This is a genomic window from Alteromonas sp. PRIM-21, from assembly GCF_027563165.1.
GTDB lineage: Bacteria > Pseudomonadota > Gammaproteobacteria > Enterobacterales > Alteromonadaceae > Alteromonas > Alteromonas macleodii_A.
Genome location: NZ_JADOEK010000021.1, coordinates 1 through 24,821, shown reverse-complemented (window position 1 = coordinate 24,821; position 24,821 = coordinate 1). Strand labels below are relative to the sequence as shown.

The 24,821-nt window shown below is 43.0% G+C and carries 26 protein-coding genes; 19 read left to right on the top strand and 7 right to left on the bottom strand.

Translation table 11 applies throughout. The annotated features are described in order from the left end of the window. The first annotated feature begins 25 nt into the window (after positions 1-25). The 12 genes from IW644_RS19230 to IW644_RS19175 all read left to right on the top strand — a co-directional run bounded on the left by IW644_RS19230 (position 26) and on the right by IW644_RS19175 (position 6,205). Positions 26-625, top strand: a complete 600-nt coding sequence (locus IW644_RS19230) for a DUF6624 domain-containing protein (RefSeq protein ID WP_333473929.1) — start codon at positions 26-28, stop codon at positions 623-625. A gap of 105 nt (positions 626-730) precedes the next feature. Continuing rightward, complete coding sequence (locus IW644_RS19225; RefSeq protein ID WP_269918957.1) at positions 731-946, top strand: hypothetical protein; 216 nt, start codon at positions 731-733, stop codon at positions 944-946. A 173-nt stretch (positions 947-1,119) separates the two neighbouring features. Beyond that, entirely contained in the window at positions 1,120-1,356 is a 237-nt protein-coding gene (locus IW644_RS19220; protein WP_269918956.1) for a hypothetical protein, read from the top strand. 211 nt (positions 1,357-1,567) lie between these two features. Next, complete coding sequence (locus tag IW644_RS19215) at positions 1,568-2,107, top strand: TlpA family protein disulfide reductase (protein ID WP_269918955.1); 540 nt, start codon at positions 1,568-1,570, stop codon at positions 2,105-2,107. Positions 2,108-2,792: 685 nt separating this feature from the next. Next, entirely contained in the window at positions 2,793-3,089 is a 297-nt protein-coding gene (locus IW644_RS19210) for a hypothetical protein (protein WP_269918954.1), read from the top strand. A gap of 138 nt (positions 3,090-3,227) precedes the next feature. Beyond that, the gene (locus tag IW644_RS19205; protein ID WP_269918953.1) at positions 3,228-3,539 is read left to right on the top strand and encodes a hypothetical protein; all 312 of its coding nucleotides are present in this window, start codon (positions 3,228-3,230) and stop codon (positions 3,537-3,539) included. 249 nt (positions 3,540-3,788) lie between these two features. Then, positions 3,789-4,103: a hypothetical protein gene (locus IW644_RS19200; protein ID WP_269918952.1), complete on the top strand. Its 315-nt coding sequence runs from the start codon at positions 3,789-3,791 to the stop codon at positions 4,101-4,103. A 46-nt stretch (positions 4,104-4,149) separates the two neighbouring features. Beyond that, entirely contained in the window at positions 4,150-4,356 is a 207-nt protein-coding gene (locus IW644_RS19195; RefSeq protein WP_269918951.1) for a hypothetical protein, read from the top strand. A gap of 84 nt (positions 4,357-4,440) precedes the next feature. Next, positions 4,441-4,809, top strand: a complete 369-nt coding sequence (locus IW644_RS19190) for an MmcQ/YjbR family DNA-binding protein (protein ID WP_269918950.1) — start codon at positions 4,441-4,443, stop codon at positions 4,807-4,809. A gap of 14 nt (positions 4,810-4,823) precedes the next feature. Beyond that, positions 4,824-5,201 carry a DUF3703 domain-containing protein gene (locus IW644_RS19185; protein WP_269918949.1) on the top strand — a complete coding sequence of 126 codons (378 nt, stop codon included), beginning with the start codon at positions 4,824-4,826 and terminating at the stop codon, positions 5,199-5,201. Beyond that, a complete protein-coding gene (locus IW644_RS19180) occupies positions 5,191-5,982 on the top strand; it encodes a PhzF family phenazine biosynthesis protein (RefSeq protein ID WP_269918948.1) in 792 nt (263 codons plus the stop codon). Before IW644_RS19185 ends, IW644_RS19180 begins: the two co-directional genes overlap by 11 nt. A gap of 37 nt (positions 5,983-6,019) precedes the next feature. Continuing rightward, positions 6,020-6,205, top strand: a complete 186-nt coding sequence (locus IW644_RS19175) for a DUF4177 domain-containing protein (RefSeq protein WP_269918947.1) — start codon at positions 6,020-6,022, stop codon at positions 6,203-6,205. A gap of 137 nt (positions 6,206-6,342) precedes the next feature. Here IW644_RS19175 and ggt read toward each other — a convergent pair whose 3' ends face one another. Next, positions 6,343-8,100, bottom strand: coding sequence for a gamma-glutamyltransferase (ggt, locus tag IW644_RS19170; protein ID WP_269918946.1), 1,758 nt, complete (start codon positions 8,098-8,100; stop codon positions 6,343-6,345). 14 nt (positions 8,101-8,114) lie between these two features. Then, positions 8,115-8,879 (bottom strand): enoyl-CoA hydratase, encoded by a 765-nt coding sequence (locus IW644_RS19165; RefSeq protein WP_269918945.1) that lies wholly within the window; start codon positions 8,877-8,879, stop codon positions 8,115-8,117. A gap of 112 nt (positions 8,880-8,991) precedes the next feature. Here IW644_RS19165 and rrtA point away from each other — a divergent pair, with 112 nt between their 5' ends. Continuing rightward, positions 8,992-9,576, top strand: coding sequence for a rhombosortase (gene rrtA / locus IW644_RS19160; protein ID WP_269918944.1), 585 nt, complete (start codon positions 8,992-8,994; stop codon positions 9,574-9,576). A gap of 208 nt (positions 9,577-9,784) precedes the next feature. Here rrtA and IW644_RS19155 read toward each other — a convergent pair whose 3' ends face one another. Then, on the bottom strand, positions 9,785-12,280 hold the full coding sequence (locus IW644_RS19155) for a prolyl oligopeptidase family serine peptidase (RefSeq protein ID WP_269918943.1): 2,496 nt from the start codon (positions 12,278-12,280) through the stop codon (positions 9,785-9,787). Between the two features lie 179 nt (positions 12,281-12,459). Between IW644_RS19155 and IW644_RS19150 the strand changes: the two genes are divergently transcribed. Then, positions 12,460-13,014: a glutathione peroxidase gene (locus IW644_RS19150; protein WP_269918942.1), complete on the top strand. Its 555-nt coding sequence runs from the start codon at positions 12,460-12,462 to the stop codon at positions 13,012-13,014. A gap of 167 nt (positions 13,015-13,181) precedes the next feature. Here IW644_RS19150 and IW644_RS19145 read toward each other — a convergent pair whose 3' ends face one another. Continuing rightward, the gene (locus IW644_RS19145; protein ID WP_269918941.1) at positions 13,182-13,784 is read right to left on the bottom strand and encodes an FMN-dependent NADH-azoreductase; all 603 of its coding nucleotides are present in this window, start codon (positions 13,782-13,784) and stop codon (positions 13,182-13,184) included. Positions 13,785-14,023: 239 nt separating this feature from the next. Here IW644_RS19145 and IW644_RS19140 point away from each other — a divergent pair, with 239 nt between their 5' ends. Further along, positions 14,024-16,492: a CHRD domain-containing protein gene (locus tag IW644_RS19140; protein ID WP_269918940.1), complete on the top strand. Its 2,469-nt coding sequence runs from the start codon at positions 14,024-14,026 to the stop codon at positions 16,490-16,492. Between the two features lie 107 nt (positions 16,493-16,599). Here IW644_RS19140 and IW644_RS19135 read toward each other — a convergent pair whose 3' ends face one another. Continuing rightward, positions 16,600-17,841, bottom strand: coding sequence for a cystathionine gamma-synthase family protein (locus IW644_RS19135; protein ID WP_269918939.1), 1,242 nt, complete (start codon positions 17,839-17,841; stop codon positions 16,600-16,602). Between the two features lie 96 nt (positions 17,842-17,937). After that, positions 17,938-18,573 carry a 1-acyl-sn-glycerol-3-phosphate acyltransferase gene (locus IW644_RS19130; RefSeq protein WP_269918938.1) on the bottom strand — a complete coding sequence of 212 codons (636 nt, stop codon included), beginning with the start codon at positions 18,571-18,573 and terminating at the stop codon, positions 17,938-17,940. A gap of 293 nt (positions 18,574-18,866) precedes the next feature. Between IW644_RS19130 and IW644_RS19125 the strand changes: the two genes are divergently transcribed. The 4 genes from IW644_RS19125 (at position 18,867) to IW644_RS19110 (ending at position 23,833) form a co-directional block, all read left to right on the top strand. After that, a complete protein-coding gene (locus tag IW644_RS19125) occupies positions 18,867-19,649 on the top strand; it encodes an NRDE family protein (protein ID WP_269918937.1) in 783 nt (260 codons plus the stop codon). 147 nt (positions 19,650-19,796) lie between these two features. Then, on the top strand, positions 19,797-20,987 hold the full coding sequence (locus IW644_RS19120) for an amino acid aminotransferase (RefSeq protein ID WP_269918936.1): 1,191 nt from the start codon (positions 19,797-19,799) through the stop codon (positions 20,985-20,987). 315 nt (positions 20,988-21,302) lie between these two features. Further along, entirely contained in the window at positions 21,303-23,468 is a 2,166-nt protein-coding gene (locus IW644_RS19115; RefSeq protein ID WP_269918935.1) for a S46 family peptidase, read from the top strand. Between the two features lie 110 nt (positions 23,469-23,578). After that, entirely contained in the window at positions 23,579-23,833 is a 255-nt protein-coding gene (locus IW644_RS19110; RefSeq protein WP_269918934.1) for a hypothetical protein, read from the top strand. 73 nt (positions 23,834-23,906) lie between these two features. Here the strand turns inward: IW644_RS19110 and IW644_RS19105 are convergent. Further along, positions 23,907-24,821 (bottom strand): IS4 family transposase (locus tag IW644_RS19105; protein WP_269918933.1); only part of this gene is annotated, 915 nt, incomplete at its 5' end.

Sequence of the window (24,821 nt, the reverse complement as noted above, 5' to 3'; positions counted from 1 at the left end):
TATTCATTTTTAGTGGGTAAGAACAATGCTAAAGGGATTTCAAAAAATGCGTATATCTCTATTAATTATATTCTTGTCATTTAACTGCTTAGCTGCTTCAAATACAGAGCTACAAAAAGAACTAGTATCTATGGCTAAAGCAGATCAAGAAGTCAGAAATGAGATAAGTACAGCCGGATGGAAAAAAGCGCCAGCTGATTTGCTCGAAAAAATTAAGCGTATTGATATAGAAAACACCAATAGGCTAAAAGAAATCGTTGAACAACATTCGTGGGTTACTCAAGATTTAGTTGGTAGTGAAGGCGTTTCAGCCGCGTTTTTGATTGTTCAACATTCGCCAGACTACGAATTCAAGCAAAGCATGCTTCCACTTTTAAAACAATCCTTCTTAAATGGCGAAGGCGTCACGGGTCAAGAGTTTGCCTTACTAACAGACAGGGTTTTAATCTATCAAAATAAACCACAACTATATGGCACCCAATTAAATATTATAGGTGGCGAATTAGTTTTCGAACCAATTTTAGACCAAGAGAATGTAAATCACAGAAGAGCAGAAGTTGGACTTCCATCTTTGGAGAAATACAAGAAAGTAGTTGCAGAGGCTTATGGATTGCCGGTGAAGTGAATAGGTACGGGACTGTTAGAGCTTGGCCCAGTTCCGCATTGCTATACAGTTTAGCCAGGCATTAATAGCGCCTTAACTCAGGCGGCATATACACATGGAGGTACTATGAATACTGCCACACTATTAAATTACCTGATTATTATGGTTGTTTGCGCTTACGGAATAGCTTTCTTTGGTGGTTATTTAAAACAAGCTAAAACATCACCTGCGTTAGTATGGGTTAAAAACAAATATTCAAAGGCTCCTAAAATATTGGAGTGCATTTTTATTTTTGTTTTTGCATACAAAACGGCAGAGTTATTAAAAAACTTACTGTTTTAGTTTGTAGTTCGCCGGCAAATGCCATGCTAGTTAACAATAGCTTTGTTTGCTAGGGCGCATACACTCGGGGCGGATTCGCTATTGTGCTCCATCATTATAAAATTATACGAATAAATGTGAAAAATAAGAAAATCATTGGTAACCTAAAAGCTCTGTTCAAATAAGGAAGTTCTATGAAAAGCCGTACAAAAATAGTTTTATCAGCCGTTGCTTTTACATCTGTAATAAGCTTGCAGTCCTTTATCCTGTATCAGCAAAATCAAGCGAATAGTACTCTACATGTCAAAGTAGACAGGCTTCAGAGTCAAATTGAGCAAACAAGTAAAGCTAATCAAGATCTTCTCTTAAAAATAGAAAGCTTGGAAAGTAATTTAGAACTTAAACCTCGTAGCCTTCTTTCTATGAATTAATTGGTTCTTTGAATAACAACCTAATCAACCTACTCTTTTCTTGAGCTAGGTTGTTATATGCCAACATTTTTTACAAGTCGCGTAACCAAAGGATGGGATTTGAATTCTCTATTCGCGTTTGTGTTGTTATAGGCCGCAATTGCTTGGGATATAGCACGCGTAACGTGCTCGCTATTAGAAAGTTATATACGTTGACAGTTAGGAGGTTATTATGAAGAAGGGTTTATTACTATTATTGCTTATTTTCTCAAACAGCTCTTGGAGTCAGACATACGAAGAGAAAATTGCTGCATCTAAAGCGTTTATTGGAAAGCCTGTTCAAGAACACACTTTTTATACTTTAGATAAACAACCAATTACCTTCCAAAACCTAAAAGGCGAAGCTGTAGTCGCTTACTTTTTCGCATCTTGGTGTTCTCCGTGTTATGAAGCGCTAGAGAACTTAAACAAAGCAATCGAAACTACCCCACCAACTGTTCACGTTGTTGCAATTTCTTTAGACGGGGATTGGGCTAGCCTAGAAAGAATGTTAGCAAGAACTGGCTACACTGGAGAGGTATGGAAATCGGCTGACGCAGAAATAGCATTTCAAGAGCGCTTATTTGCTAATTTTACCAGCTCTCTGCCTCATATTATTCGGATAGATACACAAGGAATACTTATTGAAGGGGGTTCAAGAATAAAATCCTTTGACCAATGGACAGCGCTCATCAGTCAAAACACTTCTATAAGTAAAGCCAGTGGTATTTAACTGCGAAGTCCAACACAAAGAGCTAACTATATAACTTTCTCAGCCTTGAAAAACAATTAGCAGACCACACTGATATTTAAACGACTAATTCAAGGATGAAGAAATGCCACAAATAAAGAGTTTATTTAAAGAAAAATCGATAGTAGCGGTTCTAGCTTTGTGCGTTTTTTCATTTGGAACTTACGTTGTTTATCGCCTGTGGCAGTTAACCGAAATACTGAATTCAACATTGAAAAGTCACATTTCAAAGGCATTTACATCCACTGCAATTTCGATTCACATACTTTCGTTACTAGGGCTTGCTTACTATTTTCTGTTCCCTGCACCAGCAGCGTTACTAGTTACGGCTAAGGTTCTTCATCTAATATCCGCAGTTTTCCATATTGTATGGATTATCAAAGTTAGAAATAGAATTAATAGGGTAAATAAAGCGTCAAAAGGCACTCATTTGTGGCTAGACCCATTTCTTAGCAGCTTTTTTCATGTCATTTACTTTCAATACAAAATAAACCAATCTATAAGTTGTAGCATCTCTCGAAAAACTGCGTTATAACAATTAAAGTAAGTTTCTCGCAGTATCAAAGCGACACAAAAGTGGCGGCTCTAATGCATCGCTTTGATTAAAGACAGAATTAATATGTGCGCCCTTTATTTAAGCGTCGTGCGCACAGGAGGTTACAATCACATGGAAAGTTTCATCCCTTTAGTTCTGATATCTATACTTATTTTTCTCCAAATAAAAAAATTTAGAGATATGTGTAAATATTTATCTTTCACCTACCCAGAAGAATGGGGAAAATTATCCCGTAACTCTTTAGGTGGGTCTCAGTGGTCAGTGACAAATGCAAATTTGAGTGAATCACTCAAAACAGGTTTTTTTTCGACTGTGACAGATGAAAAAACAAGACAGTTTAAAAGGTTTAAATTATTAAATATGTTCATGATGGGAGCAGTGATATTGCTACATTTTATCTTCTTTTGATGGCAGCAATGGACGCATAGCAGCCTATTAACAAAAGCAGATGCATGAATAACGGCTTCACTGAATTTAATGATATGCCGCACTGCCTCAGTCGTTTACTGAAAGCGATAGCGCACAACAAGTTAATGTAAGAGACTTATGATGAAACTGATACCCTACTCTGATTTAAAGCCCAGGAACCTAGGCATAATTCTATTTGTTGCGCGTTTGTTAGCTTATGTCGGTTATTTCTTTATAGGTATAGCCCTTTTAGCTTTTGCTTCCGAAATTTATAATTATATATTTCCAATTGTACCGGTTGGAGGTCAAGGAGAAACCTATCATGGCACATACAAAACGGGAGTGATTACTCTTGTTTTTGCTATAGTTATATTGATCGTATCTGCTCTATTTGCTGCACTCGTTTCTTGGGAGGCTTCACTCAAAGGCCCAAATAATCGCGAAATATAAAAGTGCTGGTTACTTATAGTTTGATATTGTCGTATAACACATCGTTAGGGATTACTATTAAAACTGTGGATATTAATGATGACAAGGATTATTTATTCATCATCGACGCTATTAAGGCTTAGCAGCTGAAACAAAGCTATTAGGTGTAACCTGATGCCATTTAATATGAACGTGATTTGAGAAACAGTTTGTTTAAGCAAGTTTAGAAGAACTATATATCTATTCTTTCAAAGCTTTAAAAGGATTTGCATGAAGTTTTACCCACACTCAAAGATTAAAACGGATAACCTTCCTACCCTACTCTTCGCTGCAAGAGCCACGAGTGTTCTTGGTTATATCTTTTCTTTGCTGACTATTTTACTTTGGGTTTCTAGTATATTCCTTGGGCCAAGAACTATGTATGGCGATTCAAATAGCCCAATTTATTCAGCGTATTGGGATGGTGCGAGAAGTATAGCGTGGCTTTTTAGTGCAGGTACAGTATCTACTGCCCTGTTTTGTTTTATTATCGGCGGGTTGTGTGCAGCAGTCGTGTCTTTTGAATATAAATACACTAAGTCGTAAGTCAAACACCACAAGTCTATGACTTAATCTCATAAGAGTCCGAATTATGAGAAAAGTACAAACCGTTTTTGCTGCTATTTTACTGTTAGGGTCGCTGTCTGGTTGCACTGCGCTCGACATCAAGCCTTGGACCGTTGAAGAGGTACTAGGCGACGTAATTTCGTCAACAATTTCCGGAAATAAAGTGTCTAGAGGTAACTGTCTTTTTCACACCATGGTTTGGCATTTTGGGCAGAATTGTTATCGCGTTTAGTGCGTCGGTTTTTTCTAACGAGAGGTTAAGGTGGATTATGAAGCACAATAACCACTAGTCAGCTTCTTCAATAAATAAAATGATATGACAATTGATGAATTCAATCTCTTTTGTAAAGCGCTACCCCATACTACGCATGTTGTTCAATGGGGAAATTCAGATGTATGGAAGATAGGTGGGAAAGTTTTTGCTATAGGGAACATTGGCAAGGACGGGCACCCTGCTTTTACCTTTAAAACGTCAGAGCAAAACTATTATTTTCTGGAAGAAAAGCCTGGCTATAGGCCAGCGCCCTATCTTGCTAGTCGAGGGATGAAGTGGATACAGCAATACAACTGTGAGAGCGATGAAGATGAAGCGTTAGAATTTTATCTAAGCGCATCATATAAGCTAGTATCGTTAGGGTTAACCAAGAAAGTGCAAAAAGAACTTGGTTTAAATCAACCTCAATAAAAGGCGCTTACACCATGTTTAAAGCAAAAAGCTTTACGCGCAATATTCGCCCATATGTAGAAGCTGAACTAGCGCAAGCTCATAAGAAGCAAAATCAAAACAACCAACAATGTGCTTTTATACACTTAGAAAATGCCCACGTGCTTGGTCAAGCCTCGACCAGACTGCATGTAAAAGTACACGTTCAAATGCTTATATGGGCATTGAAAACCGGCAATTTACACGAGTTTTTTGGTCAGCTTTTTAGAATAGCAGGTGCAGCCACGAAAACTGTTTTTGGGCTTGTACCTCACGGAAATACAGGCGGGGCTAACGTTAGCCCATTTAAGGCAATGCCAATTAAACCAAACTTAGATACGATCATAAAAAAAGCGCGCACTGATGAAAATTAAAATAAACGTTGTTGATGCATTTACTAGTGTAAGGTTTAAAGGCAACCCTGCTGCTGTAGTTATAACAGGTAAATGGCTCAGCGATGAAAAAATGCAAGAAATCGCTGCTGAAAATAACCTTTCAGAAACCGCATTTTTAGTAGAAGACGACAACGGCGTATTTGCTATTCGCTGGTTCTCCCCCATAACGGAAATCGACTTTTGTGGTCACGCAACGCTTGCATCTGCCTTTGTTATTTTTAGCGAAAATTACCAATTACCGCACATTTCTCTATTCGCCAAGTCGGTGGGTATGATGAAAGTCGTTAAGAAAGACGACGGATTTATTCAAATGGACTTCCCTAATAGAATGCCCCACCCCGTCAACGATGTGCCTGAAGCTTTACTGCGAGGGCTTTCGATAAAACCAAAAAGCATTTTGAAAAATGACCATGCTTATTTTGCTGTTTATTCCGACGAAGACGATGTTTTAAGTGTAATTCAAGACAGCGAACAACTAAAAACACTTGCGCCCTATGATGTGGTAGTGACGGCACCGGGTACTCAATTTGACTTTGTATCCCGATATTTCTGGCCTGCGAACGGCGGTGATGAAGACCCTGTTACCGGTTCAATCCACACTGGGCTGGCGCCCTATTGGGCAAAAGTGTTTGGACGTTCAAAACTTATGGCTTATCAAGCATCCAAACGAGGTGGTACAGTGAAGTGTGAAGTAGCAGGTGATCGTGTGCTTATTTCTGGCCAAGCAGTGTCTTACCTTGAGGGTTATATTACTATTTAACAATTTAAAGAATAAAGCTGTAGAAGGAACTATATAAATGCAAAAAGTCGTTGAATTTAAAACTCGTAACTTTTGGTCTAGCCAACTCAATTTAGACACCCTTAACGAAGAAATTAAAAAGTACAACAATCAGGGCTGGCGTGTTATTCAAGTAACACCTGCGGCGTCGTTCTCCGCACATATTCGTTCAGTATTGCTCCTTCTTGAAAAATCGAATGGTTAAAAGTAAAAACTAGAAAGCGCCGACCATTCTATTTACATTTCCTGGCGCAAACAAAAAAGCGGAAGATATTTAATCTTCCGCTTTCACTCACTCAACAACATACTGCTGTATCTTGTTCTATCTACGCAAACTCAGCGTTAGCGCCCTACTGCAATGCCTTCCCTACGAGGGTCTGCACCGCCAATTAGTTTGCCTGACTTAAACTGGATTCCGTGAAGACCGCTATTTAAATCTACTACTTTAACCTTGTGGCCAAGCGCTTTTAATGGCTCTTCGAGCTCGGCTATCGGCGTGCCCTTCTCTAACGCCGTATAGTCGTTTCTATTAGTTATTTTAGGTAAGTTGATAGCCTGTTGAATATCCAAGCCGAAGTCTAAAACACCAATTAGGGTTTGAGCGACATAGCTTACAATTCTAGAGCCGCCCGGCGAGCCGACAACAACTTCTAGGTTCCCTTCTTTGTCGAACACCATTGTAGGGCTCATCGCGCTTCTAGGGCGTTTACCAGGCTCTACGCGATTTGGTACAGGAAAGCGGTTTTTAGTCGGCGAAAATGAAAAGTCGGTAAGCTGGTTGTTAAGCAGGAAGCCTTCTACCATAATCCCAGAACCAAACATAAATTCAATGCTTGTGGTCATTGATACTGCATTACCCTCTTTGTCTACGATAGAGACGTGTGAGGTGTTAGGCAGTTCCATTGATGTACCAAGCGCTACATTCGCATCAGCGTATGGATTACCCGCGCGCTTACGACGCCACTCTTTATCTACAGCAATATTCTCAGCTCGGCGCTCAAGATAGGCAGTGTTGATCATGGCCGCAAACGGCAGGTTAGTAAAATCGCTATCTGCTATAAACTTCTCGCGATCAGCATACGAAAGCGCACTTGCTTGCGTGTACAAATTCGCAAACTCAACTGAGTCCGGCGCGTACTGGCTAAGATCAAAACCTTCTAACATTTTGAGAATTTGATAAACGTTCACACCACCAGAGCTAGGTGGTGCCATACCGCAGATACGCTTTTCGTGATATAGCCCACAAACAGGTTCGCGTTTCACAGGCTCGTAGCTTGCTAAGTCTTCTAACGTCATCTGACCTGGGTTGATTTCAGCGCTGTTTACCGCTTTTACTATTTTTTCGGCAACTTCGCCTTTCAATAAATAGTCGCTGCCCTTTTCCGCAATACCTCTTAACGTCTTGGCGAGCTTTTTGTTTTTCTTAACCGTGCCCTCTTTTAAAGGGAGACCTGCTGGAAAGAAGTAAGTAGAGCTTGCAGGAAAAGTTTTAAGTCCTGGGTGATAGTCCAACGCCACCAGCTTAGCTAAACGCGGGGATACTTTAAAACCCTCTTCAGCTGTTTTAATTGTATCGTCGAATAGCGTATTCCAAGGTAGCTTACCAAACTCGCTTTGAGCCATTTCTAACGCTTTTACTGCACCAGGCACGCCTACTGACTTACCGCCAACTACGGCATCTAACCAGCGCATTGGCTTGTTACCTTCAATGAACCAATGAGAATTGACAGCTTTGGGCGCGGTTTCACGTCCGTCGAAGGTGTGAAGTACTTTGTTCTTATTATCCCAGTAAAGGATAAAGGCACCACCACCAATGCCTGATGATTGCGGTTCAACCAGAGAAAGCATTGATTGAACAGCCACTGCAGCATCTATCGCGCTGCCGCCTTTTTCTAGAATATTCTTCCCCGCCCATGACGCATAGGGGTTTGCCGCCACTACCATATAGTCTTTGGCTTCAAAAGCCTTTTTCTCTATGTAGCCTGTAGCCGCTTCAGGCTCACCAACTTCGCGAGCTTGTTTAGCGTTAGCTCCAAAAATGAAGCAACTAGATAATGCAAGAGTAACTACTGAAGCTCTGAACAAAGCACTGCGTCTCAAAATAATACTTCCTCTTATTTAAATTTTTCGGGGTTAATTGGGCGTTTTTTTAGAAACGCATCGAACGCTTCTTGGGCTGCGGTTGTGCCCAACGCTTCTAAAAATATATCAAACTCTTCGTTCATTTGTTGGTTCGTGCGTTCCCCGTCACCTTTCAATAATGCTTTAGTCTGCCTAAGCGAGAAAGAAGGCTTGGCAACGAGCTTCTCTACCGTAGATTGAACAGTTTGATCTATCTCTTTCGCTTCGATTATTTTAGTCAGAATACCAAATTGATATGCGTCGGCAGAGGTAAAAGGTTCGCCTAGCATTAACCACTCTGCCGCTTTGATATGACCTGCAACCTTAGGCAAAAGATAACTTGATGCATACTCGGGAACAAGCCCTAAGTTGATGAACGGTAGAACAAATCGGGTATCTGGTGTTGCGTATACAAAATCGCAGTGGAGTAAAAGCGTTGTGCCTATCCCCACCGCCAAGCCATGAACCTGTGCAATAACCGGTAAGTTACATGCAGCTAGTGCACGCATAAACGCTGCTGTCTCAGGCACTTGGGCGTGATCTTGTTGCTGCGCAAAGTCGCCAATATCGTTACCTGCGGTAAAACAATCACCGGCACCTTTTATCACCACCACTTTCGTTAACCCATCGTTCTTAACACCTAATATGGCATTCGCCATTTCTTGGTACATATCGCGCGTTAGCGCATTTTTCTTGTCGGTGCGGTTCAGCGTAATAGTTAAGCACTGCTGATTGTTTTCGGTAATGATGAAGGACATGATCACTCCTTTTCTGTCGTCTTTTTTATTTCGGGTGTACTTCAGTTTTCACCCAGTAGGCAATTTCTGTATCATAGCCAGCAAATTCTGAATTCAAAAATAACTAACACTGATGATGTCACTGCCGTTTTCGCTTAAGTATAGTGCGGGCCCCCTTTTTATTGCGCTATGCTCCGTTGTCGCGTTTTTCTTTGAGCCTATGTCTGGCAATTATTTGGCTTACGACAGGTATGCCATTCAAGGTTTAGAAACTTGGCGAATAGTCACCGGTAATATCGTGCATACCAATGGCTACCACCTACTTTTAAATTTAGCAGGTCTGGCGCTGTTGTGGGCCTTACATGGTGAACATTATCGCATTGGGTTGTACTTAAAAGTTTTCGTGTGGTGCTGCTTGGGGACTAGTGTTGGACTTTACTTATTTTCACCCGATCTTATTTGGTACGCAGGTTTGTCTGGTGCGTTACACGGCATTTTCGCATGGGGCGCCTGTGTTGATATAAAAGAGAAAATGAAGTCGGGTTGGTTATTACTTCTTGGCTTAGCCATCAAGGTGGGATACGAACAAATTGACGGTAGTAGTGAACAAGTTGCAAACCTGATTGACGCGAAAGTTGCCGTAGATGCGCATTTATTCGGTGCGCTTACCGGTATCACAATCTTTTTACTTATGTTTATTACGGCGAAAAGAAAATAGAAACTCGAGCGATATAGCGTCACTCTTATTGCGCACTTTGAGTTGCGAATTAGATAAAGTGCGTTTAAGCAAAAGAACTATAATATTAAAAAAGGCCCGAATTCGTTGAATTTGGGCCTTTTTTGTAAGCTTTTATCTGTCTTACATAGCTATCGCGCTGTGTGCAACTCAGTGGCTCTTAATCACTGGGTTGCACTCGCATTTCTGCCTATAAGTTTTCTTCGAATAGCTTGTAGATACGGCGGTATTCATCAAGCCAAGAGCTTGGCTGTACGAAGCCATGTGGCTCTACCGGATAAATAGCTGTTTCAAAATCTTCCTTCTCTAGCTCAATAAGACGCTGTACCAATCGCACGGTGTCGTGAAAAAACACATTGTCATCAACCATAGGCGCATTGATAAGCAATGGCTTTTCTAGTCCATCTGCGAAATATATGGGCGAGCTACGCTCAAAAGCGATGGGATCGATATCAGGCGTATTCAGTATGTTTGCCGTATATGGCGTGTTGTAATGCGCCCAATCGGTTACCGGACGAAGCGCCGCGCCTGCCGCAAACAAATCTGGTGCGGTAAACATAGACATAAAGGTTAAGAAGCCGCCGTATGAGCCGCCGTATGTGCCAATACGTTCACGATCTACATTGGCATTTTCAACAAGCCAGTTAACACCATCACGCAAATCTTGCACTTCAGGCGTACCCATTTGGCGATAAATAGCCGTTCGCCAATCGCGTCCATAGCCAGCGCTAGCGCGATAGTCCATATCAAGTACTACATAGCCTTGCTGCACTAGCATGCTGTGGAACATGTATTCCCGGAAGTAACCAGACCACCCCATGTGGGCGTTTTGCAAATAACCTGCACCGTGGTTAAACACTACTGCTTTATTTGGCGCTGACTTGTCGTAATTCTCAGGTAAATATACCCTAGCGTAAATAGGTGCATCGGTGTGCGACGATTCAATTGCAACAATGTTAGGCACCGCCCAAGGCAGTGCGTTGAAATCAGCACTGGTGCTTTGTGTAATTTGCTTTGCCGCAGCTGTTTCATTTGCAGGCTTTATGTAAAGCTCTTGTGGCTGATTCACTTTGCTATGGCTTAGTAGCAAGTTCTTACCATCAGGGCTAAGTGAATAGTCTGTCATACCATTCAAATCAGTCATGGTGTCGATGGTATTGTCGCTTAAATCAGCTCGATAAACTTCGTAAAGCCCTGGATGCTCCATGTTAGCTTTAAAGTATATATAATTGTCATCACTAGAAAGGGTTAAATCGTCAACGATAAACCGGCCGCTGGTAAGCGCGACAGGTTTTCCGCCTGGCTTTTGAACGTATAAGTGAGAGTAACCTGTATGCTCAGACTGATAGTAAAGCGTTTCGCTATCATTTAACCAATCAAACGCGTTGAAACGGTAGTTTACCCACGCGTCATCATGAAGCCTATGTTGGTTTTCTAGCGTTTTGTTTGCTAAATCGACCGTTGCAATCCAGCGGTCTTTGTTGTCCCACGCTTCTAGCATAACGGCAACGGCGTTACCGTTTTTATGCCAGCGAATAGAGGGCTTAGTCCAGTACCAGCTTTGCAGCAAGGTGATGTCGCGGGGCAAACGGTTCACTTCATAAGTTGTGCCTTTCGCTTTTGCGTTCTCTGCTTTTACGTCTGCAAGTACATCATCATTGTAACCAGGCAAATTGAAGTATTTAAGTTCGCTTTTCTCGCCAGTTTTAATATTTAGCAGCCAAAGTGTGTGATTTACCGATTCTGCATCTGCTACGCGTTGGCGTACCGGCTTTGCAGCAATGCGGCTATCTTCTTGAATATAATGCGGCATGATGTCGCTGTCATCGCGAGTCGGCTTATTTTCAGTGGTGGCGACTACCGCAAAGTTACCCGCAGGGGATACACTGATACCCGCTAACCGATGCGACTTATCAAAGTAAAACGGCGTTGGGGCCACGCTACTGTTTTCTTTGGCCAGCGCCTTGTGAGCATTTTCTTTGTCTTGTCTGTTTTTACGCTGCAGCTTGATGTATTCCACCAGCGACTGCTGCTGTTCGGCAATATAGTCTTTCGGCGGCTCAACCGCTTTAGGCTTGTCGCTGAACTCCCAGCTCAACAATTCTTCGCGAGTACCGTTTGATAGGTTTATAGCAATGAATTTGTTACCGCTTAACGCCATAAGGCGACCATCAGTCATAAATGAAAGTGTTGATAGCGCATTACCGCCACGAGCGATACGCACGGTTTCACCGTTGGTAAACTGCACATAAACACTGTCTTCAAATGAATAAGCAATAACTCCGTCATCTCTTACTACACGTTCGTCAAAGCGGTACTTGTGCAAATCGGACAATGGTGCTTTTACAGCATTTGTAGGGTTAGAAAGTTCTGCAATATAAACATCTGTCAGTGCACTATCTTGTCTTTCCTTTTCAAAAACAATTTTATCGCCATTCACCGACCACCCCATACCTTCAGGTAGCGCGCCCATCCATTGAGGATCTGACATTATTTGCTTTAAAGTAATTTCTCCTTTTTGCACGTTTTTCTGAGATGCTACATCTGGTGTAACGGTTTGCTGAACTGTGGCAGCAGGAAGCGATGTAGAGGTTGTTTGGCTAGAGGGTTCGTTAGTGGTGCTTGCACATCCGCCCAACGCAAAGGTAACGCTAGCCGCGATGAGTAAAGAAGAGTATTTTTTCATTATTTTAAGTCGTTGTTATGTAAAAATCGTTAACATTATACGCAGAGCCATAGCTAAAGCGCTAACGTTCGTCGAGTGTGATAGTGAACCAAACGTAAACCATTGTCGTTTATGGTCTTGGAATAAGGTCTAATGATCTTCAACAAAATAACAAAAATTAACTGATGAGGTAAAACACTATGAAAGCAAAAGGTATTGTAGCGGCGCTTCTCGCGCTCAGCTTTTTCACATCTGCCAGCTTTGCGAACGAGTGCCCTAGCGTACTTAAATTTATGAAACGTAAGCTTAACTCGCAAGAGACGGTAAATTTGTGTAGTGAATATGGGGGAAAGACACTACTTGTCGTTAACACTGCCAGCTATTGTGGTTTTACGCCACAATTTGAAGGGTTAGAAGCGCTATACAGTAACTATAAAGATAAGGACTTTGTTGTACTTGGTTTCCCTTCACACGACTTCAATCAAGAAGACAGCGATGAGGGCAAAACGGCAGAATTATGCGAACTAACCTACGGCGTTAAATTCCCTATGTTTGAACCTGTATCAGTGAAAGGTGATGACGCAGACCCAATGTATCGAATGCTAAAAAACGCCACTGGCAAAGCACCGTCTTGGAACTTTAATAAGTACCTTATTGACAGCACAGGTAAACAAATCACTCATTACCCTAGCTCGACTAAACCTACAGACCCTGACTTCATTGCCGATGTAGAAGCACTCATTAAAGGTGAATAGGTATTCGATTATTTATTCTTGTTCATTTGAAAGCATAGCCGTAAAAGCTCTGCGCATAAAAAAGCCCCGCCTAACAGGCGGGGCAATCAAGCACACTCAACTTGGAACACACTTTTAGCTGAAAACATACTTCCTACGTTTTAGCTAACTGCACTAATTTAGTGTGCTTAGTCGTTAGTTAGTTCAATAATTTTTTCACTTGCACCGGCAAAAGCCTTGTTTGCTTGCTCTTCACCCATGTTAAGTCCTTCAGCATAAACGAATTTTACATCGCTGATTCCAATAAAATTTAAAAAGTGTTTTAAGTATGGCGTTTGTGTATCGAAGTCCGACCCAGCATAAACTCCACCGCGAGCAGCAAAAACCGTAGCTGATTTATTTTCCAGCAAACCAACAGGGCCAGTCTCGGTATATTTAAACGTTATGCCCGCTCGTGCAATGCGATCGAAGTAGGCTTTCAAACTAGATGGAATACCAAAGTTGTACATTGGCACTGCCAGTACAATTTCATCAGCCGCTTTTACTGCTTCAACAATATCGTCCGAGATCTTCGCTAGTGCTTGTTGAGACTCATCTCGCTCTGCTGCATCAGTCATCCACGCTTGCATCTCTACGCCCGTTAAGTGAGGTAGCGCCAATGAGGCTACATCTACACGGTTAATATGTACTGAGCCATCACTTTCAATTTTTGAAAGATATTCGTTTGCTATTTTTGAAGAATTGCCTTGTTCGCCACTAAGGCTGGAAAATATAGCTAAAACTGTTTTCATGCCGCACTCCAATGTTCGTTGTTTGGTTAATACACAACTATGTTAGCGGATTAAGATTGGATGAAAATCTCAAAAATATGAGGTAACCATTCTAATTTTCAGAACGAAAGTAGGCAAAATGAAATCTTTGTGAATTATTTGAAAACATTACATTACGTTAATGTTGCAAGGAGGATGATCTTCTCTTATTTGCCTCGCGTAATCGAGTTTGCCACAACACAATAAAGAGGATACAAAAAATGAGAAGGACCAAAACGCTCCTTGCATGCTCAATCTTACCACTATTTTTAATCGGCTGCTCTGACGATGACGACGATGACGTTGTTGAAGTCCCCGCCCCCGTTATCGAATATTCAAATGTGCGCGTTGTGCATGCCGCATCTGATGCCCCTATGGTTAATGTTACCGCTAATGATGCGATCCTTAACGGATTAGAGAATGTTGACTATCAAGTTGCTTCATCTCGCTTTGAAGTGGAAACAGGTACCTACGACATTGGCGTTACCGGTATTCTCCCAGGTGAAAATGCTGAAGTGCTTCAGGCCGACGTAACGCTAGAAGCAGATATGAACTACGATGTTTTTGCCGTCGGGAATGTAAGCGATGAAACGCTAGCGTTATTAACGGTAACCAGCATGGAAACCACCGTAGAAGCCGGTAATGCACAGGTGCAGATTGTACATGCAGCATCTATGGCACCAACGGTCGACATTTACGTCACTGCGCCAGATACCGACATCACTGCGGAACAACCACTAGTCACCGCTGAATTTACTGATTCGACAGATCTGATTCAAGTACCTGCGGGCGATTATCAAATTCGCATTACACCGGCAGGTGAAACAACGGTTGTATACGACTCTGGTACGGTTAACTTAGCTGACGGTGCTGATTTGCTTATTGCCGCAACTAATAACGTGGGTACCGGAGATTCACCTGTAACGCTCTTAGCTGCAGACGGAGACAGCAGCTTCAAGATATGGGATTCAGAAGCAGGTGCCGAAATTCGTGTAGTGCACGGTATCAGCGATGCACCAGCGGTAGACGTTTTAGCAAATAACGAGATCGTGCTGGTAGACGGAATACAATTCCCTCGTACGACAGACTACTTGTCTGTTGCAGCAGGTGACTACCTTATTGACGTGGTAGCCGATAGCGACAACAGTGTTGTGGCAATTGACGATGCAGAGTTGACGCTAGAAGTAGGCATGTCTTACACCGCCATAGCGAATAACGTACTTTCTGCACCCGAGTTAGATGTATTAGTTGATATGCCTCGCTCAATTGCGACAGAAGCGAAAGTGCGAATTGTACATGCTTCACCTTCAGCGGGTAACGTTGATATTTACGTAACCGCAGATGGCGAAATTGATGCGGTTGACCCAACTTTTGCCGACATTGCCTATGAAACTGGTGAGCTAGTTGAAACAGGTTACGTTAGCTTAGCGGAAGGTGACTACGTTGTGACGGTTACGCCTACTGGTACAAAAACAGCGGCGATCGAAACGGGCGTCTTAACACTGGAAAATGGCGAAATTTACACTGCTATCGCACTAGATGGTGCAATGGACGGCGACCTACCTCAATTAGCACTGCTTGATGGACTTGCGCCACCTCCACCTGCTTTTAACGCTGACATGACTTACAACGTTAATTTAAGCGGATCACAAGAAGTACCTGCTGTTGATACTATGTCTACTGCAACGGCAGTGGTTGAAATTGACGAAGATTTACCTGCATTTAGTGTAAGCGTTGATGTTTCAGGCCTGACTGACGTTACTGGTGTGCACGTACACGATGGTGGTATTGGCATGAACGGGCCGGTTGCTTTCCCGCTGACTGATGCTGGTAATGGTACTTATGTTCTCGCTGAAACTAATATTTCACCTAGCAACTTAGACGCACTAACTAACGGCGAGTGGTATCTAAACGTGCACACCACAGCCAATCCGAGTGGTGAAGTACGTGGCCAAATAGTGCCTGACACAACGGCGGTAGTAACATTCTCGCTTAGTGGCAGTCAAGAAGTACCAGCGGTAGATACTATGGCAATGGGTTCTGGCTATGCGCTATTCGACACGACCAACGATAATGTTTCCCTTGTGGCGGTAACCACTATCGAAAATGCAACCATGGCACACATTCACACAGGCTTCGCTGGTGTAAATGGAGACGTTCTTGTAGGGCTTGTGGAAAGCGAAGATACAGCTGGTGTTTGGATGACAGACGGAAGTGTAATGCTAGATGAAGCCACAGCTACGCTATTACTATCAGGTGGTCACTATGTAAACGTACATACAGCGGCATTCACTGGTGGTGAAATACGCGGTCAGATCACGCCTGACAACATCGAGGTGTACGGCATCGTTGCCGATGGTTTACAAGAAGTGCCTGCAGTAACAACAACAGCAAGCGGTGCGGGCGCATTTACACTTAACACATCCACAGGCGCGTTATCCGGTAGCGTAACTATAACTGGTATGACGGCCAACATGGCGCACATTCACGAAGGTGTAGCGGGTGTTAATGGTGGTGTATTACTAGGGCTTACTGACGGTTCAGATGGAATGTGGTCCGTGCCTGCTAATACAACGCTAACGGCCGAACAAATGGGCGTGATGGCTGACGGAGGTCTTTACACAAACTTCCACTCAGACGCATTCCCAAGTGGTGAAATTCGCGGTCAAATCACGCTAGGTTTTGACTAACAGATTTCAGTCAAACATATTGCTTTCATCATATTGAACGCAATTAGAACAAAATAAAAAAGGGGCGAAAGCCCCTTTTTCTGTACTTTACCCTAGCAAAACATTGTCTAAATCGTGTTTAGCGCTGCTTCGAAGTCCGCGATCAGATCCTGAGTGTCTTCAATACCTACCGAAATACGTAGCATGGTATCGGAAATCCCCATAAGCTCACGTTCTTCTGCCGTGTTCTCAAAATAAATAGTAGGTGCCACAGGTAGTGCAAGGGTGCGATTATCGCCTAAGTGGGTAGCGCAGATTACCAGCTCCATCTCGTTTAAAAACGCAACCGGATCAGCACCATCAATTAGATCAAAGCTTAAAATTGCTCCGTAGCCACCGTTTAGGTATTCACGTGCCATGAAATGCTGAGGGTGATCGGCAAGACCTGGATAAAACACTTTAGATACTTTTGGGTGATTGTCTAAAAACGTTGCTAGCTGCATCGCATTGTGCTGGCTTCGTGTTAAACGCAAATCAAGGGTTTCCATGCCCAATGCAATAGCCGAGGCTGACTGCGGTGCCAATGTAGCACCTAGGTCGCGAAGACCTTTCTTTTTAATTTGAGTAATGCCCCATTGCGCAATATCTGCAACCTGATAAGCAGGCTTGAGGTTGTCAAACTTTGTCCAGTCGAAGTTGCCAGTATCGACCACTGCTCCACCTAACACATTACCGTGACCTGCTATGTATTTGGTTAATGAGCAAAACACCAGTGATGCCTTAACGTCTTTTGCGTAGAAAACTGGCGGCGGTGTCATGGTGTTATCAACCATAAACAACATGTGCTTCTCTTCACAGAATTGACCAATGGCATGAAGATCAGCAACCTGAGTTACAGGGTTTGCGACGGTTTCCGTGTAGACACCTTTTGTGTTTGGCTGATACGCTTCTTTAACTTGTTGAATATCGGTCACGTCAGTGTAGGTAACCTGCACTCCGAAGTCTTTAATCGTTTCGAAAAAGCTTCTTGTGTTGCCGAAAAGGTATTGGCTTACAATTAAATGATCGCCCGCCTTTAACAAGGCAAATAAAGAACTGCTTATGGCCGCCATACCGGTTGAGTAGCATAACGTACCTACACCGCCTTCTAAGTCATTTAGCATATTTTGTAATGCAGCCACCGAAGGCGAAGAAGAACGAGAATAAACGTGAGCTGCGCGCTTGCCTTGAAACGCATCTATGATGCCTTGCGCATCTTTAAACTCAAAAAGAACCGAATTAGATGTGCTGCTGTGAACACCACCATGTTCCGGGGTGTTTAGCATGCGATCAGAATGTACCTGACGGGTTGTGAATCCCAATTTTGTCACGGGTGAAGCTCCGAAAATAGATGTTTGCGACCTAGCCAATTACGCACTGTATTAGTCTATGCAAGACAGATGCGTACATACCACTTCCAAAAATGGTTATGGCTTTATAATGCAGTTTTTAGGATATTTTGCGCAAACATTATCATAAAACGTATAAATAGTTTGCATTTGTTCATCTATATTAGTCACTTTCTGAATAATTGGCCCCAATACAATTCTTTTTCTAGCGTAGTCCAGCCCTATGACTTGAATAGGAATTTCGGCTTGCTGTGCGATGTGCATAAACCCCGTTTTCCACGGGTAAATGGGGCTACGTGTACCTTCAGGCGCTAATGCAAGAATAAGCTGATCAGCGTCTTTAATTTTATTTGCAATGGAGGTGACCACGCCGTGGGCTTTGCTTCTTTCAATGGGAATGCCCCCTAACCTCCTTACAATGGCACCTAGTGGTGGCTTGAAGATGGTGTGTTTGCCAAAAAAGTTAATATTCAGCTTGAATGAAAAAACCACGAACAAGCCAATGAAAAAGTCCCAGTTTGATGTATGCGGTGCTACCGCTAGTATGGCTTTTTTCTGATTAATCAGTTCGCCTTCTACTTGCCAGCCTCTTTTTGTGAGTACCCATGCGGCAAACGACGACAGCCAATTTGGCCACTTACGAGGAATACTGCTCCCTACGATGACTTTACTGGCTGGTTGAGAATGGTTATTAGGGTGCGAGGGTTTTGTCATTATTATTATGCTCTGCTTTTGTTCTATATTGGGTTTTATTTAAGGCTTGCTTTAGGGCCTTATATTCTGGTGAGCTTCATCGGCATGGCATTACTGGCAGGTTGCTTTTAATACTTCATAGGCCTTCGTGCTTTCTTTTTCTGTTTTGTACCCGCATATTGTTTTAAGACGTAACACATCATACTGCGCGTACATTGACGAAGAGTAATCAAAATAGAAATGTAACGCAATTGTTAACATAAGCGATTGAGCGATGTGTGGTGAGCAAGTTAAGAAAAGGACACTAGTACGCAATGTGTATTTTATTTATCGCAAACAAAATGCGAGATGACTACCCTCTTATAATTGCGGCGAATCGAGACGAGTTTTACGCAAGACCAACTGCACCATCAACATTTTGGGAAAGCCACCCGCACTTGCTTGCTGGGCAAGATTTAGAAGCTAATGGAACCTGGATGGGTGTTACGCGTAACGGAAAAATTGCAGCACTTACCAATGTGAGAGACCCACACAACATCAATAAAAATGCTGTATCCCGCGGGGAATTAGTTGCTAATTGGCTAAAACAAAACCCCGCCCAAAAAGATTATGCCGAACAGTCAGCATATTTAGCTACCCTTGAAGAAACTCGTCACCAGTACAACGGATATAACTTACTATTTGGCGATGTAACTGCACTTCGCGTTTACAACAACGTAAACAATTCGACCCACTCAATTGATACCGGTGTGTATGGGCTGTCAAATGCTGATATTGCTACTCCATGGCCAAAAGTCACTCAAGGGGTTACTGCGTTAAATGACTATGTGCAGCAGCAAAGCAGAATCAATAATGACGATTTATTTAATATTTTGCGCCACGAAAACAAAGCAGAGGACGCCCTGCTACCGGACACGGGTATAGGTTATGAGTGGGAAAAGGCGTTATCTTCCATTTTCATTCAAACAGAAAAATACGGCACGCGTACATCGACTTTGTTATTGGTGGATAAAAATAATACGCTTACTTGGAAGGAACGTCGGTTCTCAGACAAAGGAGAAGCAGTGGAAACTCGTGCCTTTTCTTTTTCAATTTAAGGTATTTTTGAAATGAAACTTTCGTCTACGCTTTATAAAGCACATTAATTGAAATATTTTCAACCTTTAGGGGTCGTTTTTTCTACCATCGGTGGCATAATGCCTGCCTGCTAATTATTGCACACCAACGTAACGTGAGGACATATCGTGTTTGAAGTATTACCCCATCTCGCCCCAGATCCAATTCTTGGCCTGTCAGCTGCTTTTCGTGAAGACACCAACCCAAATAAAATCGATTTAGGTGTTGGCGTTTATAAAGATGAGCAAGGTAATACCCCTATTCTTTCAAGTGTCGCAAAAGCGCAAAAAGTGCTTTTAGACAAAGAAACCAGCAAAACCTACATTACGCCTCAGGGCAACCAAGGTTTTATCGACGGTATGTTGTCTTTGCTTTTAGGTAAGAATAGCCCTGTACTTTTTGCTGACCGCGTTGCAGCGGTTCAAGCTCCGGGTGGTTGTGGCGCGCTGCGTATTCTTTCAGAATTGCTAGTGCGTTGTAATGAAAATGGCAAAGTATGGGTAAGTGACCCAACATGGGCTAACCATATTCCACTTATCGGCTCTGCGGGCCTTAAAATTGAAACCTACCCGTACTTCGATAAAGCATCAGCGAGCATCCGTTTCGACGCTATGATGGAAACCCTTCGCAAAACTGAAAAAGGCGACATCGTTCTTCTTCACGGATGCTGTCACAACCCAACAGGTGCTGACCTTACTAATGCACAATGGGATGAAGTACTAGAAGTAGCGAAAGAGCGTGAGTTCTTGCCTTTCATCGATGTGGCTTACCTTGGTTTCGGTGAAGGTTTAGACGAAGATGCGTACGGCATGCGTTTGTTGGTTGAAAATCTTCCAGAAGTAATTGTAGCGGCGTCTTGCTCTAAAAACTTCGGTCTTTATCGCGAGCGTGTTGGTCTTGCAGCTATCATCACTGAAGATTCAGCAACCCGTAAAATTGCGCAGGGTCAAATTCAGTCAATCGCACGCGGCATCTACTCTATGCCACCAAGCTACGGTGGTGCACTAGTAGACATCATTCTTGCTGACGAAGCACTAAACAACGAGTGGGTGTCTGAAGTGAACGAAATGCGCGACCGTATGAAGACTCTACGTTCCATGCTTGTTCAGAACCTTCACGATAATGGTTCACCAAAAGACTTTAGCTTCGTGAACGACCAAAAAGGTATGTTCTCTTTCTTGTGTATCACACCTGAGCAAGTGCGCGAAGTACGTGAAAAGCACAGTGTCTACTTTGTTGATTCTAGCCGCGTAAACATTGCGGGCATCAACCAAGAAAACGTAGAAACACTAGCAAAAGCATTGGTGTCAGTGCTTTAAGCGAAAGTTAGTCTTTTCAAAAAAGTTCCAAAGGCAGAGTTAACACTCTGCCTTTTTTGTTTTCGTTCGAATTATCTGTCTTTCCTTTCGTTATTCCTTTCGCCTTTTCTTATTGTGCGACAAGCGTATTCATACATGCTTTCAATTGCAGTTAGTCACACTTCCTAACAAATTTACGTCGTGCTTTATACACTTTTTCATAGGGCGCACAGAATATTATCGTTACACTATAACAATGTTGACGTAGACGTTAACTTTGTATTTATTAATACTGACGTATAACAATGAGATTAACGACAAGAACAAGGATCACTGATGTCTAAAGTAAGTGTATTTTGTATTTCTGCCGCATTGCTAGGCAGTGCTATGCAGGTATATGCTAAGGAAGGCATGTTCACGCCAGAACAGCTCCCTTCAATTGCTGGCGATTTAAAAGAAACCGGTTTGGAAATTCCTGCAAGTAGTATTAACGACTTAACCGCGTTTCCAATGGGCGCTATTGTTTCTCTTGGTGGATGTTCAGCATCGTTTGTGTCTGACAAAGGCTTGGCAGTAACCAATCACCACTGCGCACGCGGTTCAGTACAATACAACAGCACCCCCGAAAACAACTATTTAAAAGACGGTTTTCTAGCAAAAGAAATTGGTGACGAACTGCCCGCCGCACCGGGTACTCGCATGTTTGTTACTGTGGATTTTTCTGACGTAACCGACAAAGTTATTGGCGGTATCGATGATGATGTCCAAGGGCGTGAGCGCTACGATCTTATCGAAGCTAATCGCAAAGCACTCATTGCAGAATGTGAATCTGAAGCAGGCTTCCGCTGCTCTGTACCTTCATTTTTCCAAGGTCTTGAATATAAACTGATTAAGCAAATGGAAATTCGTGACGTGCGCATAGCCTATGCGCCTGCTGACTCTATCGGGAAATACGGTGGTGATGTAGATAACTGGATGTGGCCTCGTCACACCGGTGACTTCTCTTTCTATCGCGCTTACGTTGGTAAAGATGGGAAACCAGCTGATTACAGTGAAGACAACGTGCCGTTTGAACCTGATCATTTCCTAAAAGTATCGGCTGCTGGCCTTGAAGACGGTGATTTTGTTATGGCAGCGGGATACCCTGGTTCTACAAACCGCTATGCCCGTTTGTCGCAAGTTTCGTACATGTTTGATTGGCTGTACCCTACTTACCTTGAACTGGTAGACGAATGGATCAAGACCATTGAAAGCTCGTCTGAAGAAGGAAGCGATGCGCGCATTAAATATGAAGCAACGCTTGCTGGCCTGAATAACTTTCACAAAAATACCTTAGGCCAGCTTTCTGGTGCTAAGCGTGTCGGGCTTGTTCCTCGCCGAGCCGAGCGTGAGGAGCAACTAGCAGCATGGCTAGATAAAAATGGTAAGAGTGAACTGAAGCAAGCATTGGCCGCTCTTGATGCGGTTAGTGCTGAACAAATGCAGATGAACAAGCAAAACTTCTGGTACAACAACCTAAGTCGCGCACAGCTTTTATCTTCTGCTCAAACCCTTTATCGCAATGCAATTGAAAGAGAAAAGCCAGATGCAGAGCGCGAACGTGGGTATCAAGAGCGCGATCAAATTCGCCTTAAAGAAAGCGCAGAGCGTATAGAACGCCGTTTTGACCCAGTTGTTGATCAAGCTGTGTGGCAAAAGATGATAAGCATGTACCTAGAACAGCCTGAAGAGAACCGAGTTGCGGCTTTCGATAAAGCAGTAGGCATTGATGGTAATACAGACAGCAAAACACTTCATAAAAAGTTAAAAGCGTTTTATGACAATACTTCACTTACCAGCACTGAGAAGCGCTTAAAATGGTTAACCGCAAGCCGTGCTGATTTTGAAAACAGCAATGACCCATTCATAAAACTTGCCGTTGCGCTATTTGATACCGAAATGGCAATTGAAGATAAAAGCAAAACGCTTAGCGGTAAAGCTGCTGCACTTCGTCCTAAATACATGAGTGCTATTATTGAGTGGCAAAAATCTTTGGGTAGCCTTGCTTACCCAGATGCAAACAGCACGCTTCGTGTGACTTACGGTAATGTGATGGGCGGCTCTCCAAAAGATGGCCTTATCTACGAACCGTTCACTCGTCTTGAAGGCATTACGGAAAAAGATACCGGCGAAACACCGTTTGATTCACCGAAAAAGCAACTTGAGCTTATTGAAGATAAGAAGTACGGTCCGTACAAACTTGAAGACATCAATAGCGTACCGGTTAACTTCCTAACGGACTTAGATTCTACAGGCGGTAACTCAGGCTCAGCAACGCTTAACGCAAAAGCAGAGCTAATTGGTTTGTTATTTGACGGTACATTTGAAAGCGTTAACTCAGATTGGGACTTTGATCCGAAAACAACCCGCACCATTCACGTAGACTCGCGCTACATGCTATGGGTAATGGAATACGTTGACGGTGCAACAAACCTTATCGAAGAAATGACCATCGTTAAATAGTCCCAAATAATGGGGTCAGAGTACATTTCTGCCCCCATCTTAACCCCGCAAAATTGGGGTCAGAGTACTTTAATTTTCTCTAATAACCTTTCAGTGACAAGGAGGACGTTATGAGGTTACTAGTAAGGCTTGTGAGTTTAGCCGTGGCTGCATACGCATGCTACGCGGGCACTACAACAGGTGAGTGGAAAGCATCTATCGCTATTATTGCTCTGTGTACATTGGTGTTCTTAGTGTCGTTTGCCACAAAGACTGGCGGCAGTAAGTCTGGTTCCCACGGAGACAGTAGCGCAGCCATTTACACGCCAACCAGCAGCTCAAGCTCGTCTTGTGGCAGTGATGCCGGCGGCGGTGGCGACTGCTAAAGTTAATGGGGTCAGAGTACTTTTTTCAGTATGTAAAGTACTCTGACCCTGAGGGATCCCCACGAATTTAATTTCATGTTCCTTCAGCCCAGGCTGCGTCAACTATGGAGCTGTACCACTTGAGTGCAGCTTTCCACTGTCGCATAGTAAATCGTATTCGACAAGCGACAGCCCTGAGTCCAAGGTAATGGAATGACAGCACGCTTCTGGTTTCGGTATTGGCTTGGAAGCGCCGATGCCTATTCGATGAGACGAGCACCATACCCAGTAATATAGCCACGAGTGACGCTAACGTCGTCAGCAATACCAGTATTGTTAGACGCTGCTTTTTCACGCTTTTATTCTGTTCATAGCCAAGTCCGAACTTCGTACTTTTCATGTCTCTAAAGCCTTCTTCAATCTGCATACGCTGGCGATAAATAGCAACGACCTGTTTCGATAAGCTTCGGTGAGACGCCAGTGATGTGGCTAATAGCCACGGGTCTTTTGCACCTTGTGCATGCACTTTTGAGCGCTTTGAGGCTTTGCGTGTACCATCTGGATTTGAAGCATGACGTCCTTTAGATTTCTGTTTAAACAGAACTAGCGTGCAGGTAAAGGGGTTGCTCCTAACTATTTGGCTGTTATCAAAACGCTTCGGTCGACAGGTTGCTTGTGCGTAAAGATGACGAATGCATTGCCACGTATTTCCTCTATCAAGCGAGTAAAGATGTGGCTTGCGGATACGCCCAACAATGTCCCATCCTAGGGCCCTAACTTCTCTAAACCAAGGCGATTTATACCCTGCATCGGTGACGATAATGGGTCGGCAATATGAAGGTAACATGGCGTGTAATGTCTTTAAGAATGCCTTGTGTGTAGCGGGTTTCTCTTTGGTCTTGTTGCAGTGTACTTCTTGATAAAGTGTGATGGGCCGACCTTTCAGAGATATTGCCGCGCGTAAAAGAAAATGCGCTTTACGGTCGTCTAAATCTGACCAATCAATTGA